Annotated in this window: 10 protein-coding genes, 4 tRNA genes, 3 rRNA genes and 1 riboswitch; of the genes, 14 read left to right on the top strand and 3 right to left on the bottom strand. The window is 50.9% G+C overall.

The window, feature by feature from the left end:
• Positions 1–267: 267 nt before the first annotated feature.
• Positions 268–1185 (top strand): DNA-binding transcriptional regulator OxyR, encoded by a 918-nt coding sequence (oxyR, locus tag P2W74_RS21950; RefSeq protein ID WP_192613843.1) that lies wholly within the window; start codon positions 268–270, stop codon positions 1183–1185.
• On the opposite strand, the gene sthA is transcribed toward oxyR, so the two are convergent.
• The gene (gene sthA, locus P2W74_RS21945) at positions 1168–2568 is read right to left on the bottom strand and encodes a Si-specific NAD(P)(+) transhydrogenase (protein ID WP_203359354.1); all 1401 of its coding nucleotides are present in this window, start codon (positions 2566–2568) and stop codon (positions 1168–1170) included. The two genes, oxyR and sthA, sit on opposite strands and share 18 nt — an antisense overlap.
• Positions 2569–2766: 198 nt before the next feature.
• Between sthA and fabR the strand changes: the two genes are divergently transcribed.
• Together fabR and P2W74_RS21935 are read left to right on the top strand one after the other, a co-directional pair.
• Positions 2767–3402 (top strand): HTH-type transcriptional repressor FabR, encoded by a 636-nt coding sequence (gene fabR, locus P2W74_RS21940; RefSeq protein WP_162380271.1) that lies wholly within the window; start codon positions 2767–2769, stop codon positions 3400–3402.
• A 15-nt stretch (positions 3403–3417) separates the two neighbouring features.
• On the top strand, positions 3418–3777 hold the full coding sequence (locus P2W74_RS21935) for a YijD family membrane protein (RefSeq protein ID WP_203359353.1): 360 nt from the start codon (positions 3418–3420) through the stop codon (positions 3775–3777).
• Positions 3778–3829: 52 nt separating this feature from the next.
• On the opposite strand, the gene trmA is transcribed toward P2W74_RS21935, so the two are convergent.
• Complete coding sequence (trmA, locus tag P2W74_RS21930) at positions 3830–4930, bottom strand: tRNA (uridine(54)-C5)-methyltransferase TrmA (RefSeq protein ID WP_276293215.1); 1101 nt, start codon at positions 4928–4930, stop codon at positions 3830–3832.
• 114 nt (positions 4931–5044) lie between these two features.
• Positions 5045–5239: riboswitch (cobalamin riboswitch) on the top strand.
• A 65-nt stretch (positions 5240–5304) separates the two neighbouring features.
• Between trmA and btuB the strand changes: the two genes are divergently transcribed.
• The 9 genes from btuB to birA all read left to right on the top strand — a co-directional run bounded on the left by btuB (position 5305) and on the right by birA (position 15637).
• The gene (btuB, locus tag P2W74_RS21925; protein ID WP_276293214.1) at positions 5305–7143 is read left to right on the top strand and encodes a TonB-dependent vitamin B12 receptor BtuB; all 1839 of its coding nucleotides are present in this window, start codon (positions 5305–5307) and stop codon (positions 7141–7143) included.
• Positions 7088–7939 carry a glutamate racemase gene (murI, locus tag P2W74_RS21920; RefSeq protein ID WP_276293213.1) on the top strand — a complete coding sequence of 284 codons (852 nt, stop codon included), beginning with the start codon at positions 7088–7090 and terminating at the stop codon, positions 7937–7939. The genes btuB and murI overlap by 56 nt, the downstream gene beginning before the upstream one ends.
• Before the next feature lie 379 nt (positions 7940–8318).
• Positions 8319–9870, top strand: a 16S ribosomal RNA gene (locus P2W74_RS21915).
• A 72-nt stretch (positions 9871–9942) separates the two neighbouring features.
• Positions 9943–10016: transfer RNA gene (locus tag P2W74_RS21910), tRNA-Ile, on the top strand.
• A gap of 65 nt (positions 10017–10081) precedes the next feature.
• A tRNA-Ala gene (locus P2W74_RS21905) sits at positions 10082–10157 on the top strand.
• 207 nt (positions 10158–10364) lie between these two features.
• Positions 10365–13293: ribosomal RNA gene (locus P2W74_RS21900) — 23S ribosomal RNA — on the top strand.
• Positions 13294–13386: 93 nt separating this feature from the next.
• Positions 13387–13502, top strand: a 5S ribosomal RNA gene (gene rrf / locus P2W74_RS21895).
• The 16S, 23S and 5S rRNA genes sit together here with 2 tRNA genes alongside, the layout of an rRNA operon.
• Positions 13503–13649: 147 nt before the next feature.
• Positions 13650–14678, top strand: coding sequence for a UDP-N-acetylmuramate dehydrogenase (gene murB / locus P2W74_RS21890; protein ID WP_276293212.1), 1029 nt, complete (start codon positions 13650–13652; stop codon positions 14676–14678).
• Positions 14675–15637, top strand: a complete 963-nt coding sequence (gene birA, locus P2W74_RS21885; RefSeq protein ID WP_276293211.1) for a bifunctional biotin--[acetyl-CoA-carboxylase] ligase/biotin operon repressor BirA — start codon at positions 14675–14677, stop codon at positions 15635–15637. The genes murB and birA overlap by 4 nt, the downstream gene beginning before the upstream one ends.
• Before the next feature lie 31 nt (positions 15638–15668).
• Here birA and coaA read toward each other — a convergent pair whose 3' ends face one another.
• Positions 15669–16619: a type I pantothenate kinase gene (gene coaA, locus P2W74_RS21880; RefSeq protein WP_276293210.1), complete on the bottom strand. Its 951-nt coding sequence runs from the start codon at positions 16617–16619 to the stop codon at positions 15669–15671.
• Between the two features lie 391 nt (positions 16620–17010).
• On the opposite strand from coaA, the gene P2W74_RS21875 reads away from it, so the two are divergent.
• Together P2W74_RS21875 and P2W74_RS21870 are read left to right on the top strand one after the other, a co-directional pair.
• Positions 17011–17086, top strand: a tRNA-Thr gene (locus P2W74_RS21875).
• An 8-nt stretch (positions 17087–17094) separates the two neighbouring features.
• A tRNA-Tyr gene (locus P2W74_RS21870) sits at positions 17095–17179 on the top strand.
• Positions 17180–17240 lie beyond the last annotated feature (61 nt).

Below are 17240 nucleotides of genomic sequence, written 5' to 3'. Positions count from 1 at the left end.
GCTTTCCTGCTTACAGCAGGTCGTGATTGACGGTGGTGGTCATATTTATGCAAAAAAAAAGCGGACCACGGGGTCCGCAAAAGTTCACGTTGGCTTTCGTTATGTCGAGTATGAGAGAAACTCTCTGAACGGGCAGTGGCTTCAAGGGGTTAAAGAGATACCGCTCCGTTTCTGTGATGTATTATTAGTCAGAAAGCTTGATAGGGATAATCGTTCGTTGCTATGCTACCTATCGCCACGAACTATCGTGGCGACGGAGGATGAATAATGAATATTCGTGATCTTGAATACCTGGTGGCATTAGCCGAACATCGTCACTTCCGGAGGGCGGCGGACTCCTGTCACGTTAGCCAACCGACGCTGAGCGGACAGATCCGCAAGCTGGAAGATGAGCTGGGCGTGATGCTGCTGGAGCGTACGAGTCGCAAAGTTCTGTTCACTCAGGCAGGTTTGCTGCTGGTGGATCAGGCGCGTACCGTACTGCGTGAGGTCAAAGTGCTCAAGGAGATGGCAAGCCAGCAAGGCGAGACAATGTCTGGTCCGCTGCATATTGGTTTGATCCCAACGGTTGGCCCTTATTTGCTGCCGCATATTATTCCCATGCTGCATCAGACCTTCCCGAAGTTAGAAATGTACTTGCATGAGGCACAGACGCATCAATTGTTAGCGCAACTGGATAGCGGCAAACTCGACTGCGTTATTCTGGCGCTGGTGAAGGAGAGCGAGGCGTTTATCGAAGTCCCGCTGTTTGATGAACCGATGATGCTGGCGATCTATGAAGATCACCCGTGGGCGAACCGCGATCGCGTGCCGATGTCCGATCTGGCGGGTGAAAAACTGCTGATGCTGGAAGATGGCCACTGTCTGCGCGACCAGGCGATGGGGTTCTGTTTTGAAGCCGGTGCGGATGAAGATACCCATTTCCGGGCGACCAGTCTGGAAACATTACGCAATATGGTAGCGGCAGGAAGCGGGATTACCCTGTTGCCTGCGCTGGCGGTTCCGCGGGAGCGTAAGCGTGATGGCGTGGTTTATCTGCCTTGTATTAAGCCTGAACCGCGTCGTACGGTTGGGTTGGTTTATCGTCCAGGATCACCGCTGCGCAGCCGCTATGAGCAGTTGGCGGAGGCCATCCGTGGTTCGATGGATGGCCATTTCGACAACGCGTTAAAACAGGCGGTTTAAACCATTTAACGCCGCTACCCGATAGGCTTCCGCCATGGTTGGGTAGTTAAAGGTGGTGTTAACGAAGTACTCGATCGTGTTACCGCCACCTTTTTGTTCCATGATCGCCTGGCCGATATGAATAATTTCTGCCGCACGCTCGCCAAAGCAATGGATTCCCAGAATTTCTTTGGTTTCACGATGGAACAGGATTTTCAGCGTTCCGACATTCATCCCAACGATTTGCGCCCGCGCCAGATGTTTAAACTGGGCACGTCCTACTTCATATGGCACTTTCATCGCTGTCAGCTGCTGTTCGGTTTTACCGACAGAACTGATTTCCGGAATGGTGTAAATCCCGGTGGGGATATCTTCGATAAGATGGGCGGTGGCTTCACCTTTGACCAGCGCGTGTGCTGCGATACGTCCCTGATCGTAAGCTGCAGAGGCAAGGCTCGGGTAACCGATCACATCGCCCACGGCATACACGTGCGGTAATGCCGTTTGGTACATGCTGTTGACTTTCAACTGACCGCGGCTGTCTGTTTCCAGGCCAATATTTTCCAGCGCCAGCGAATCCGTGTTACCGGTGCGCCCGTTTGCGTACAGCAGGCAATCCGCTTTCAGTTTTTTGCCGGATTTCAGGTGCATGATCACGCCATCATCACACCCTTCGATTTTCTCGTACTCTTCATTGTGGCGAATGACGACGCCGCTGTTCCAGAAGTGGTAAGAGAGGGAGTCGGACATTTCCTGATCGAGGAATGCCAGCAGACGATCGCGGGTATTGATCAGGTCGACTTTGACATCCATTCCCCGGAATATCGAGGCGTATTCACAGCCAATGACCCCTGCGCCATAGATAAGCACGTGGCGCGGTTCATGTTGCAGGCTGAGAATGGAATCACTGTCATACACTCGGGGATGCGAGAAGTCGACATCGCCAGGATGATACGGGCGAGAACCGCAGGCGATGACAAATTTCTCGGCCGTCAACGTTTCTACTGTACCGTCACGGCATTCCAGTGCAAGCGTGTGTTCGTCAACAAAATGGGCGTTACCTTGCAGAATTTCGCAGTGATTACGCTCATAAAAACCCTGCCGCATGCGAGTTTGCTGATTTATTACGTTATCGGCATGGTTGAGAATATCGGCAAAGGAAGAACGAAGCAGTCGGGAATGGTCGCTGTAAAGAGGGTTCTGATTGAATTCGATGATACGGCTGACGGCGTGACGGAGCGCTTTTGACGGGATAGTGCCCCAGTGGGTACAACCGCCGCCAACGTTATGATAGCGCTCAATGACGGCGACGCGCGCTCCAAGCTTAACCAGACCCATTGCAGCGCCTTCGCCGCCGGGGCCTGAACCTATTACTATTGCATCGTAATCGTAGGAATGTGGCATGGTAAGGCTTACCTGTTCTTATACATAAAAGCAACAGGATAGTAACATTATTGCCGGGATAACCCAATTATCGTTGTGCTTTTTTGCGAAGTCGAAGCACAAACTGCGCGTAAACAATCATTCACAATCCGGCGTAAACCCGTTACTTTTAATCTCTGGTATAGTGCCAGACAAGGCATATGGAAGGATTCAGACATCGTGATGGGCGTTAGAGCGCAACAAAAAGAAAAAACCCGGCGTTCGCTGGTAGAAGCCGCATTCAGTCAACTGAGTGCTGAGCGTAGTTTCGCCAGTCTGAGCCTGCGTGAAGTTGCGCGGGAAGCGGGCATTGCGCCAACCTCGTTTTACCGCCATTTCCGTGATGTGGATGAACTTGGTCTGACGATGGTAGATGAAAGCGGTTTAATGCTACGCCAACTGATGCGTCAGGCGCGTCAGCGTATTGCTAAAGGCGGGAGTGTGATCCGCACCTCGGTCTCCACATTTATGGAGTTCATAGGCAACAATCCAAACGCCTTCCGTTTATTATTGCGTGAACGTTCGGGTACCTCTGCCGCGTTTCGTGCGGCCGTTGCGCGTGAAATTCAACATTTCATCGCGGAACTTGCGGACTATCTTGAACTCGAAAACCATATGCCGCGTGCGTTCACTGAAGCTCAGGCCGAAGCCATGGTGACGATTGTCTTCAGTGCGGGCGCGGAGGCATTGGATGTTGGCGCAGAACAGCGTCGGCAATTAGAAGAGCGACTGGTATTGCAACTGCGCATGATTGCGAAAGGGGCATATTACTGGTATCGCCGTGAACAAGAGAAAATGTCACATCACTCCGAGTAACGTGAAGGATGAGCAATGAAACAGTCAGGTCAAGATAAAGGTACGCTATTGCTGGCGCTGGTCGCTGGCTTGTCAATCAATGGTACATTTGCGGCGCTGTTTAGCTCCATTGTGCCATTTTCTGTCTTCCCGTTAATTGCGCTGATACTGGCGGTGTATTGCCTGCATCAACGCTATCAAAATCGCACGATGCCTGTAGGGCTACCAGGTCTTGCTGCCGCCTGCTTTATTCTGGGTGTGCTGCTTTACAGTACCGTGGTGCGTGCGGAATATCCGGATATCGGCTCCAACTTCTTCCCGGCGGTACTGTCGGTGGCTCTGGTGTTCTGGATTGGCTTTAAGGTTCGCAATCGTAAGCAGGAATTGGCAGAGTAATGTTGTAGGCCTGATGGCGCTACGCTTATCAGGCCTACAACGGCAACACGTTTTACTTCGCTGTCAGCAAGACCCCGCACTCCATATGGTGCGTATACGGGAACTGATCGAACAACGCCAGGCGTGACACATTGTGCGTCTGGCTTAATGTTTCCAGGTTCTTGCAGAGCGTCTGTGGGTTACAGGAGATGTAGAGGATACGCGGATACGCCAGCACCATTTTTTCGGTTTCACTGTCCAGACCGCTACGTGGCGGATCAACAAAAATGGTTTCGCACTGATAACTCTTCAGATCAATGCCCTGCAGACGGTTGAATTCGCGCACGCCGTTCATCGCCTGGGTAAACTCTTCCGCAGCCATACGAATAATTTGCACGTTATCAATGTGATTCGCAGCAATATTGTACTGTGCTGCTGCCACTGACGGTTTGGCGATTTCCGTCGCCAGTACGCGGTCAAAATTGCGCGCCAGCGCTAACGAAAAGTTACCGTTACCGCAGTACAGCTCAAGCAGGTCGCCCGTCGATCCTTTGGTGGCATCCAGCGCCCATTCCAGCATTTGAATGTTCATCGCTGCGTTGGGTTGGGTAAAACTGTTCTCTACCTGGCGGTAGATCATCTCTTTCCCGGCAACCGGTAGACGTTCGTCAATGAAATCCTGGTCCAGCTCAATTTTGGTTTTGGTCGCCCGGCCAATCAGATGCACATTCAGATTTTTTGCGCGTAACGCATCGCGTAGGGCTTCGGCTTCTTTACGCCAGGCATCATCCAGTTTTTTATGGTACAGCAGCGATACCACCGCCTGATTGCTCATCGTGGTGAGGTAATCAATCTGGAACAGTTTGTGGCGTAGCGTGTGATTGCCACGAACGCCTTCAATCATGGCAGTCATCAGTTGGTTGATCAGCTCGCTGGCGGCCGGGAAGCTGTCGACGCGAATGCGGTTTTTGGTCTGCTGATCAAACATGATGTGGTAAAGGTCATCACCATCGTGCCATAAACGAAATTCGGCACGCATACGGTAGTGACTGACCGGCGAGCGAAACACTTCCGGCATCAGGTCAGAAAACGGCGCCATCATACTCTGCAAACGGACGACTTTCTCGGCAAGCTGCGCGTCATACTGTTCTGTCGGAAGGTGTTCGGGGGTCATGATGCATCCTGAATAATAAAAGTACGCGGGGATTGTAGGGATTGCTCATCAGATGTCCAGTCATTGATGATTACGGATTTGTGATATCCAGCCTGGACAATAGGTTATAGCAGAATGTAGCATCTGTGCTCCGGTCCTGTGAGTTAAAAGGGAACCCAGTGTAAATCTGGGGCTGACGCGCAGCGGTAAGGAAAGATGAGATGGGAGCGTAAGCAGACACTGCCGTCAGGTGGGAAGTCTTCATCTCTGTTTATCTGGTACATAGATAATCTTCCAAGCCCGAAGACCTGCCGGCTAACGTCGCATCTGGTTTTCATCATCGCGTACTATCGATGGGGCCTGCGGCATCCTTCTTATATTGTGGATGCTTTACAATGATAAAAAAAACCTCGCTGTTGACGGCGCTCTCCGTCACGGCATTTTCTGGGTGGGCGCAGGATGTTAACCCGGACACCATGGTCGTTACCGCAAACCGTTTTCAACAGCCCCTCAGTGCCGTACTTGCTCCTGTGACTGTGGTTACGCGTCAGGATATTGATCGCTGGCAATCGACTTCCGTGAACGATGTACTGCGCCGTCTGCCTGGGGTAGATATTTCGCAAAGCGGCGGCTCCGGACAGCTCTCTTCCATTTTTGTTCGTGGGACGAATTCCAGCCATGTGCTGGTGTTGGTTGACGGTGTCCGTTTGAATTTGGCGGGGGTCAGTGGATCTGCGGATCTCAGTCAGTTCCCGGTGTCTCTCGTTCAGCGTATTGAATACATCCGGGGCCCGCGCTCAGCCATTTATGGTTCGGATGCGATTGGCGGCGTGGTAAACATCATTACAACGCGCGAGAAACCTGGCACAGAGTTGTCTGCCGGATGGGGAACGAACAATTATCAGAACTATAATATTTCAACGCAGCAACAGCTTGGTGAAAACACACGCGTCACGCTGATGGGGGATTATGCCTATACCCGTGGTTTTGATGTTGTCGCTTACGGTGGTACAGGCGTTCAGCCGCAATCCGATCGGGATGGCTTCCAGAGCAAGACGCTTTATGGCGCGCTGGAGCACAATTTTTCCGAGACCTGGAGCGGGTTTGTGCGCGGCTATGGCTATGATAATCGTACTAATTATGACTCCTACTACTGGCCGGGCACACCGCTGATCGACACTCGTCAACTCTATAGCCAGAGCTGGGATGCCGGATTACGCTTCAACGGCGAGAGCATTCAATCTCAACTGGTTTCCAGTTATAGCCACAGTAAGGACTATAACTACGACCCTGAATATGGTCGCTATGATGATTCCGCAACGCTGGATGATATGAAGCAATACAATGTCCAGTGGTCAAACAGTGTCGTTGTTGGTCACGGTAATGTCGGGACAGGTATCGACTGGCAGAAACAAACCACGACGCCCGGAACGGGTTATGTGGCTGAAGGCAATGAACAGCGCAACACGGGGCTCTACCTGACAGGGCTGCAGCAACTGGGTGACTTCACCTTTGAAGGTGCAGTGCGCAGTGATGATAATTCTCAGTTTGGCCGTCATAGTACCTGGCAAACCAGCGCCGGATGGGAATTTATTGAAGGCTATCGTTTTATTGCTTCCTACGGCACCTCTTACAAAGCCCCGAATCTGGGCCAACTGTATGGCTTCTACGGCAATTCAAATCTGAATCCTGAAGAAAGTAAGCAGTGGGAAGGCGCGTTTGAAGGGTTAACGGCAGGCGTTAGCTGGCGTATTTCAGGTTATCGTAACGATATCGATGACATGATCGATTATGACGATCATGCCCAGAAATATTACAACGAGGGGGAGGTCCGTATTAAAGGGGTTGAGGCAACCGCGAACTTTGATACCGGGCCGTTGGCGCATACGCTCAGCTACGATTATGTTGATGCCCGTAATGCCATTACCGACCAACCGCTGCCTCGTCGCTCAAAACAACTGGTCAAATACCAACTTGACTGGCAGGTGCATGATTTTGACTGGGGCCTGACGTACCAGTATTTAGGCACCCGCTACGATACTGACTTTGTCACTTATGAGAACGTCAAAATGGGCGGCGTGAGTTTGTGGGATCTTGCTGTTTCATATCCACTCACCTCACAACTGACAGTTCGTGGTAAAATAGCTAACCTGTTCGACAAAGATTACGAGACGGTTTATGGCTACCCAACTGCAGGACGGGAATACACCTTGTCTGGCAGCTACACCTTCTGATCCACGTCCCACCGTGCTGGTGTTTGATTCCGGCGTCGGTGGGCTGTCAGTTTATGATGAGATTCGGCATCTCCTGCCGGATCTCCACTATATATACGCATTCGACAACGTCGCTTTTCCCTATGGGGAGAAAAGCGAAGAGTTTATCGTTGAGCGTGTTGTTGAAATTGTCACTGCAGTTCAGCAGCGTTACCCACTCGCGCTGGCCGTTATTGCCTGCAACACGGCCAGTACGGTTTCACTTCCTGCATTACGTGAAAAGTTTGCTTTCCCGGTTGTGGGGGTCGTTCCTGCCATTAAACCGGCGGCGAGACTGACGGCGAATGGCGTGGTGGGGCTACTGGCGACGCGAGGGACGGTTAAACGACCTTATACCCATGAGCTGATTGCGCGCTTTGCTAATGAATGTCAGATTTCCATGTTGGGTTCTGCAGAGTTGGTAGAGCTGGCTGAAGCCAAGCTGCACGGCGCTCCTGTTCCCCTGGAAGAGTTGCGACGCATCCTGCGTCCCTGGCTTCGCATGCAAGAGCCGCCCGATACGGTGGTATTGGGATGCACGCATTTCCCTCTATTACAGGAAGAATTATTACAGGTGCTTCCTGAAGGGACGCGGCTGGTAGATTCCGGTGCAGCAATTGCGCGCCGTACGGCCTGGCTGTTAGAACATGAAGCACCAGATGCAAAATCAACGGATGCGAACATTGCGTTTTGCATGGCGGCTACGCCAGAGACTGAACAGTTATTACCCGTTTTACAGCGCTATGGCTTCAAAACGCTCGAAAAACTGGCTGTTTAAATGTGTTTTGCTTAAAAAGAAAACACTTGGAAAGTTATTTTAAATTTCCGCTTGTCAGCCAGAAATAACTCCCTATAATGCGCCTCCACTGACACGGAACAACGGCACGCAAGCCGCCGGGTCAGCGGGGTTCCACTGAGAACTCCGGCAGAGAAAGCAAAAATAAATGCTTGACTCTGTAGCGGGATGGCGTAATATGCACACCCCGCGCCGCTGAGAAAAAGCGTAAGCGGCACTGCTCTTTAACAATTTATCAGACAATCTGTGTGGGCACTCGAAGATACGGATCTTAACGTCGCAAGACGAAAAATGAATACCAAGTCTCAAGAGTGAACATACGTAATTCATTACGAAGTTTAATTCTTTGAGCATCAAACTTAAATTGAAGAGTTTGATCATGGCTCAGATTGAACGCTGGCGGCAGGCCTAACACATGCAAGTCGAACGGTAGCACAGAGGAGCTTGCTCCTTGGGTGACGAGTGGCGGACGGGTGAGTAATGTCTGGGAAACTGCCCGATGGAGGGGGATAACTACTGGAAACGGTAGCTAATACCGCATAATGTCGCAAGACCAAAGAGGGGGACCTTCGGGCCTCTTGCCATCGGATGTGCCCAGATGGGATTAGCTAGTAGGTGGGGTAACGGCTCACCTAGGCGACCGATCCCTAGCTGGTCTGAGAGGATGACCAGCCACACTGGGAACTGAGACACGGTCCAGACTCCTACGGGAGGCAGCAGTGGGGAATATTGCACAATGGGCGCAAGCCTGATGCAGCCATGCCGCGTGTATGAAGAAGGCCTTCGGGTTGTAAAGTACTTTCAGCGGGGAGGAAGGGGTTAAGGTTAATAACCTTAGCCATTGACGTTACCCGCAGAAGAAGCACCGGCTAACTCCGTGCCAGCAGCCGCGGTAATACGGAGGGTGCAAGCGTTAATCGGAATTACTGGGCGTAAAGCGCACGCAGGCGGTCTGTCAAGTCGGATGTGAAATCCCCGGGCTCAACCTGGGAACTGCATCCGAAACTGGCAGGCTAGAGTCTTGTAGAGGGGGGTAGAATTCCAGGTGTAGCGGTGAAATGCGTAGAGATCTGGAGAATACCGGTGGCGAAGGCGGCCCCCTGGACAAAGACTGACGCTCAGGTGCGAAAGCGTGGGGAGCAAACAGGATTAGATACCCTGGTAGTCCACGCCGTAAACGATGTCGACTTGGAGGTTGTTCCCTTGAGGAGTGGCTTCCGGAGCTAACGCGTTAAGTCGACCGCCTGGGGAGTAACGGCCGCAAGGTTAAAACTCAAATGAATTGACGGGGGGCCCCGCACAAGCGGTGGAGCATGTGGTTTAATTCGATGCAACGCGAAGAACCTACCTACTCTTGACATCCACGAAATTTAGCAGAGATGCTTTAGTGCCTTCGGGAACCGTGAGACAGGTGCTGCATGGCTGTCGTCAGCTCGTGTTGTGAAATGTTGGGTTAAGTCCCGCAACGAGCGCAACCCTTATCCTTTGTTGCCAGCGGTTCAGGCCGGGAACTCAAAGGAGGACTGCCAGTGATAAACTGGAGGAAGGTGGGGATGACGTCAAGTCATCATGGCCCTTACGAGTAGGGCTACACACGTGCTACAATGGCATATACCAAAGAGAAGCGACCTCGCGAGAGCAAGCGGACCTCCTAAAGTATGTCGTAGCTCCGGATCGGAGTCTGCAACTCGACTCCGTGAAGTCGGAATCGCTAGTAATCGTGGATCAGAATGCCACGGTGAATACGTTCCCCTGGCCTTGTACACAACCGCCCGTCACACCATGGGAGTGGGTTGCAAAAGAAGTAGGTAGCTTAACCTTCGGGAGGGCGCTTACCACTTTGTGATTCATGACTGGGGTGAAGTCGTAACAAGGTAAACCGTAGGGGAACCTGCGGTTGGATCACCTCCTTACCTTAAAGAACCTGCCTTTGTAGTGCTCACACAGATTGTCTGATTGAAAATTAGCAGTAAGAAATCTCTGCAAGGCTTGTAGCTCAGGTGGTTAGAGGCGCACCCCTGATAAGGGTGAGGTCGTGGTTCAAGTCCACTCAGGCCTAACCAAATTCCTTCTGATACCGTAGGGTGCTTCAGAATGAACTAAGGTGAACGAGATAACTTCGATGGGGCTATAGCTCAGCTGGGAGAGCGCCTGCTTTGCACGCAGGAGGTCTGCGGTTCGATCCCGCATAGCTCCACCATTACTTACTGCAAAAATACCAAGAAAACTTCAGAGTGTACCTGAAAAGGTTCACTGCGAAGTTTTGCTCTTTAAAAATCTGGATCAAGCTGAAAATTGAAACGACACACTGTGTCTGTTCTCCGTAATAAGAACAGGCAAGCGGTGTGTTCGAGTCTCTCAAATTTTCGCAACACGATGTGTTTTACGAAACACCTTCGGGTTGTGAGGTTAAGCGACTAAGCGTACACGGTGGATGCCCTGGCAGTCAGAGGCGATGAAGGACGTGCTAATCTGCGATAAGCGTCGGTAAGGTGATATGAACCGTTATAACCGGCGATTTCCGAATGGGGAAACCCAGTGTGTTTCGACACACTATCATTACGTGAATACATAGCGTAATGAAGCGAACCGGGGGAACTGAAAACATCTAAGTACCCCGAGGAAAAGAAATCAACCGAGATTCCCCCAGTAGCGGCGAGCGAACGGGGAGCAGCCAGAGTCTGAATCAGCATGTGTGGTAGTGGAACGGTCTGGAAAGTCCGACGGTACAGGGTGATAGTCCCGTACACAAAATCGCATGTGGTGTGAACTCGGAAGAGTAGGGCGGGACACGTGGTATCCTGTCTGAATATGGGGGGACCATCCTCCAAGGCTAAATACTCCTGACTGACCGATAGTGAACCAGTACCGTGAGGGAAAGGCGAAAAGAACCCCGGCGAGGGGGAGTGAAAAAGAACCTGAAACCGTGTACGTACAAGCAGTGGGAGCCTCTTTTATGGGGTGACTGCGTACCTTTTTGTATAATGGGTCAGCGACTTATATTCTGTAGCAAGGTTAACCGAATAGGGGAGCCGAAGGGAAACCGAGTCTTAACTGGGCGTTAAGTTGCAGGGGTATAGACCCGAAACCCGGTGATCTAGCCATGGGCAGGTTGAAGGTTGGGTAACACTAACTGGAGGACCGAACCGACTAATGTTGAAAAATTAAGCGGATGACTTGTGCTGGGGGTGAAAGGCCAATCAAACCGGGAGATAGCTGGTTCTCCCCGAAAGCTATTAGGTAGCGCCTCGTGAATTCATCTTCGGGGGTAGAGCACTGTTTCGGCTAGGGGGTCATCCCGACTTACCCAACCCGATGCAAACTGCGAATACCGCAAGAATGTTAATCACGGGAGACACACGGCGGGTGCTAACGTCCGTCGTGAAGAGGGAAACAACCCAGGACCGCCAGCTAAGGTCCCAAAGTCATGGGTTAAGTGGGAAACGATGTGGGAAGGCACAGACAGCCAGGATGTTGGCTTAGAAGCAGCCATCATTTAAAGAAAGCGTAATAGCTCACTGGTCGAGTCGGCCTGCGCGGAAGATGTAACGGGGCTAAACCATGCACCGAAGCTGCGGCAGCGACACTATGTGTTGTTGGGTAGGGGAGCGTTCTGTAAGCCGTTGAAGGTGGCCTGTGAGGGTTGCTGGAGGTATCAGAAGTGCGAATGCTGACATAAGTAACGATAAAGCGGGTGAAAAGCCCGCTCGCCGGAAGACCAAGGGTTCCTGTCCAACGTTAATCGGGGGCAGGGGTGAGTCGACCCCTAAGGCGAGGCCGAAAGGCGTAGTCGATGGGAAACCAGGTTATATTCCTGTACTTGGTGTTACTGCGAAGGGGGGACGGAGAAGGCTATGTTGGCCGGGCGACGGTTGTCCCGGTTTAAGCATGTAGGCGGAACGATTAGGTAAATCCGGTCGGTTTATTAACGCTGGAGGTTGATGACGAGGCACTACGGTGCTGAAGTAACAAATGCCCTGCTTCCAGGGAAAAGCCTCTAAGCATCAGGTAACACAAAATCGATACCCCAAACCGACACAGGTGGTCAGGTAGAGAATACCAAGGCGCTTGAGAGAACTCGGGTGAAGGAACTAGGCAAAATGGGTGCCGTAACTTCGGGGAGAAGGCACGCTGATATGTAGGTGAAACGACTTGCTCGTGGAGCTGAAATCAGTCGAAGATACCAGCTGGCTGCAACTGTTTATTAAAAACACAGCACTGTGCAAACACGAAAGTGGACGTATACGGTGTGACGCCTGCCCGGTGCCGGAAGGTTAATTGATGGGGTTATCTCGTAAGGAGAAGCTCTTGAATCGAAGCCCCGGTAAACGGCGGCCGTAACTATAACGGTCCTAAGGTAGCGAAATTCCTTGTCGGGTAAGTTCCGACCTGCACGAATGGCGTAATGATGGCCAGGCTGTCTCCCACCCGAGACTCAGTGAAATTGAACTCGCTGTGAAGATGCAGTGTACCCGCGCAAGACGGAAAGACCCCGTGAACCTTTACTATAGCTTGACACTGAACACTGGTCCCTTGATGTGTAGGATAGGTGGGAGGCTTTGAAGTGTGGACGCCAGTCTGCATGGAGCCAACCTTGAAATACCACCCTTTAATGGCTTGGTGTTCTAACGTAGACCCGTAATCCGGGTTGCGGACAGTGTCTGGTGGGTAGTTTGACTGGGGCGGTCTCCTCCTAAAGAGTAACGGAGGAGCACGAAGGTTAGCTAATCCTGGTCGGACATCAGGAGGTTAGTGCAAAGGCATAAGCTAGCTTGACTGCGAGAGTGACGGCTCGAGCAGGTGCGAAAGCAGGTCTTAGTGATCCGGTGGTTCTGAATGGAAGGGCCATCGCTCAACGGATAAAAGGTACTCCGGGGATAACAGGCTGATACCGCCCAAGAGTTCATATCGACGGCGGTGTTTTGGCACCTCGATGTCGGCTCATCACATCCTGGGGCTGAAGTAGGTCCCAAGGGTATGGCTGTTCGCCATTTAAAGTGGTACGCGAGCTGGGTTTAGAACGTCGTGAGACAGTTCGGTCCCTATCTGCCGTGGGCGCTGGAGAATTGAGGGGGGCTGCTCCTAGTACGAGAGGACCGGAGTGGACGCATCACTGGTGTTCGGGTTGTCATGCCAATGGCATTGCCCGGTAGCTAAATGCGGAAGAGATAAGTGCTGAAAGCATCTAAGCACGAAACTTGCCCCGAGATGAGTTCTCCCTGAGACTATAAGTCTCCTGAAGGAACGTTGAAGACTACGACGTTGATAGGCTGGGGTGTGTAAGTGTAGCGATACATTGAGCTAACCAGTACTAATGAACCGTGAGGCTTAACCTTACAACGCCAAAGGTGTTTTGGCGAAGAGACATCAGATTCAGCTTGATACAGATAAGATTAACCGGCGAAAAGCGGGTTAATAAACAGAATTTGCCTGGCGGCTGTAGCGCGGTGGTCCCACCTGACCCCATGCCGAACTCAGAAGTGAAACGCCGTAGCGCCGATGGTAGTGTGGGGTCTCCCCATGCGAGAGTAGGGAACTGCCAGGCATCAAACAAGTGAAAAGCCCTGTACTGACGTACAGGGCTTTTTGCGTTTTCACATACATCCTCTTGTCTCTCCCCCTCGCTATAACCACAAGCCATACTGCTGCTTATGCTGTAAACTAAGCGCGATTTTGCATCAGGAAAGCGTCTATGAATCACTCCCTTAAACCCTGGAATACCTTCGGTATTGAACAATGCGCCAATGCAATTGTTTGTGCTGAAAATGAACAACAAGTACTGAACGCATGGCAATTAGCAGACTCACTTGGTCATCCGGTATTGATACTGGGTGAGGGGAGTAATGTGCTCTTCCTTGAATCTTTCCGGGGTACGGTGATCATTAACCGTATCAAGGGAATTGCAGTGACGGAAAAAACGGATGCGTGGCACTTGCACGTCGGTGCGGGTGAAAACTGGCATCATCTGGTGCAGTACTCTCTTCAGCAGGGAATGCCTGGCCTGGAAAATCTGGCGCTAATTCCCGGCTGTGTTGGTTCATCCCCTATCCAGAATATCGGTGCTTATGGCGTAGAGCTACAACGTGTCTGCGAATATGTTGACTGCGTTGAGTTGTCGACAGGTAAACATCTGCGCGTAAGTGCTGAAGAATGCCGTTTTGGTTACCGCGACAGTATTTTCAAACATGAATATCAGGATCGCTTCGTGATTGTCGCCGTTGGCCTGCGCTTGCCTAAACATTGGCAGCCGGTACTGACTTACGGAGATCTCGCGCGTCTGGATCCTGCAACGGTCACACCTCAGCAAGTTTTTGAGTCCGTCTGCCATATGCGTACCACAAAGCTGCCCGATCCAAAAGTAAACGGTAATGCGGGGAGCTTCTTTAAAAATCCGGTTGTCACAGCTGAGATTGCACAGGTACTGCTGTCAAAATTCCCTGGAGCGCCACATTATCCGCAGGTGGATGGTTCGGTGAAACTGGCTGCAGGCTGGCTCATCGACCAGTGTCAATTGAAAGGCGTGGGTATCGGTGGTGCCGCTGTACACCGGCAGCAGGCACTGGTGCTGATCAATGCAGATAATGCGACAAGTGAAGACGTTGTGCAGCTTGCACACCTTGTGCGTGAGAAAGTGGGCGAAAAATTTAATGTCTGGCTGGAGCCAGAGGTTCGCTTCATTGGACCTACAGGTGAAATAAACGCTGTGGAGGTCATCGCATGAAGGATAATACCGTTCCTCTGACGCTCATTTCATTATTGGCCGATGGTGAATTTCATTCCGGTGAGCAACTGGGTGAAAAGCTGGGAATGAGTCGCGCGGCAATTAACAAGCATATCCAGACGTTACGCGACTGGGGTGTGGATGTGTTTACCGTTCCAGGCAAAGGATACAGTTTGCCGGAGCCGATACAGCTACTGGATGCTTCTCGTATCCTTAGCCAACTGGATGGCGGCAATGTTTCAGTACTTCCCGTTATAGATTCTACTAATCAGTACTTACTGGACCGTATCGGCCAGTTGAATTCTGGTGATGCCTGCGTGGCAGAATACCAGCAGGCTGGTCGTGGCCGACGTGGGCGCAAATGGTTTTCACCGTTTGGCGCCAATCTGTACCTCTCTATGTTCTGGCGTCTGGAGCAAGGCCCAGCCGCGGCGATTGGCCTGAGCCTGGTTATCGGTATCGTCATGGCAGAGGTGTTGCGTGAACTGGGTGCCGATAAAGTCCGGGTTAAATGGCCCAACGACCTTTACCTTCTGGATCGGAAACTTGCCGGTATTCTTGTCGAGTTAACAGGAAAAACAGGTGATGCCGCGCAAATTGTCATCGGGGCAGGGATCAATATGGCGATGCGCCGTGTTGAAGAAGGGATTGTGAATCAGGGATGGATTAACCTTCAGGAAGCCGGGATTACCCTTGATCGCAATACACTGGCAGCGAGACTCATTAGAGAACTGCGCGCCGCGCTGGAATTATTTGAACAAGAAGGTTTGACTCCTTATCTGTCTCGCTGGGAAAAACTGGATAACTTTATTAATCGCCCTGTGAAGTTGATCATCGGTGATAAAGAGATATTCGGTATTTCTCGAGGAATCGATACTCAAGGAGCATTACTACTTGAACAGGATGGTGAGATTAAATCCTGGATGGGCGGGGAAATATCGCTGAGAAGCGCAGAATAATAAAAAGGGGAGCTATGGCTCCCCTGTTAAATTATTTTCTCAGCCGTACTTGTTCAACTGCGTGATTGGCACTCTTCGTCATGATAAGACTGGCACGCTCACGAGTTGGCAATATATTTTGCTTTAAATTCAACCAGTTGATTTCTTTCCATAGCGATGTAGCCGTATTGATAGCTTCATCTTTAGTTAATTTTGCATAGTTATGGAAATAGGAGTCTGGATCGGTAAACGCCCCTTCGCGGAACTTAAGGAAGCGGTTGATATACCACGATTGAAGTAACTCTTCTGGTGCGTCGACATAGATAGAAAAATCGACAAAATCAGAAACAAATACATGATGCGGATCGTGCGGATAGTCCATTCCGCTTTGCAATACATTTAATCCTTCAAGAATCAATATATCAGGCTGCGCAACCGTTTTATCCCCATCCGGGATCACGTCATAAATTAAGTGTGAGTAGACTGGGGCCGTGACGTTTGGCACGCCTGATTTAAGATCAGAAACGAATTGCACCAGTCGACGCATATCGTAAGACTCAGGGAATCCTTTCTTCTTCATCAAGCCGCGATCTTTTAAAACCTGATTAGGATGAAGGAAACCATCAGTCGTAATCAATTCAACGCGACGGTGCTCGGGCCAGCGACTCAGTAGTGCTTGCAGGACACGCGCAGTGGTGCTTTTACCTACAGCAACACTACCCGCAATACTGATGATGTAGGGGATACGCTGACCGTTAGTACCTAAAAATTGCTCCAGAACAGCCTGCCGACGCAGGTTTGAACTGATGTAAAAATTGAGCAGGCGTGAAAGAGGTAAATAGATCTCGGCAACTTCTTCCAGCGACAAATCTTCATTAATACCTTTGAGTCGCGCAATCTCATCCTCTGCCAACGTCATTGGCACGGAATCACGGAGTGCAGCCCATTGGTTGCGATCAAACTGTAGGTAAGGCGTCATTAACGTTTGCTCTTTTATACTCATAAGCATGTTTCTGACGGTCACTGCTCTATCAGGTCAATGATAAAAAGGCGAATCATCCCCGGCATGCAATGGCACGTCACATTTCAGTTAATTTGGACAATGGGCAGGAGGGTAACACCAGATGGGAGGGAATAATAAGAAAAAATCTCTCATGAGAAGCTTTAACTGAGGAGCAATGTGACGGATATACCCTATATATAAGACATGCGCGCTCTGTTAGGTGATGTCAGATAGTGGTGGTAAACGGAGCGAGAGCTGAAAAAATGCACATGCGGCAATGAAAATCGACTATTTATCGATCTCATAGTGCAAAATGTGAGCGAAAGAACATTTTATGCAATTTTTTAGTTGCATGAGTGCGAATGTCTCCATAGAATGCGCGCTACTTGATGCCGACTTAGCTCAGTAGGTAGAGCAACTGACTTGTAATCAGTAGGTCACCAGTTCGATTCCGGTAGTCGGCACCATCAAGTCCGGTGGGGTTCCCGAGCGGCCAAAGGGAGCAGACTGTAAATCTGCCGTCACAGACTTCGAAGGTTCGAATCCTTCCCCCACCACCACTTTCTGGCAGCGTTTTCGCCGCCTGGGTTGGTTAAAAAATTAATCAACTCAAAACATAAA

Origin of the sequence: Citrobacter enshiensis (genome assembly GCF_029338175.1) — a bacterium.
Lineage (GTDB): Bacteria > Pseudomonadota > Gammaproteobacteria > Enterobacterales > Enterobacteriaceae > Citrobacter_D > Citrobacter_D enshiensis.
Note: the sequence above shows the minus strand (reverse complement) of the source record. Positions and strands in the feature narration are given on the sequence as shown.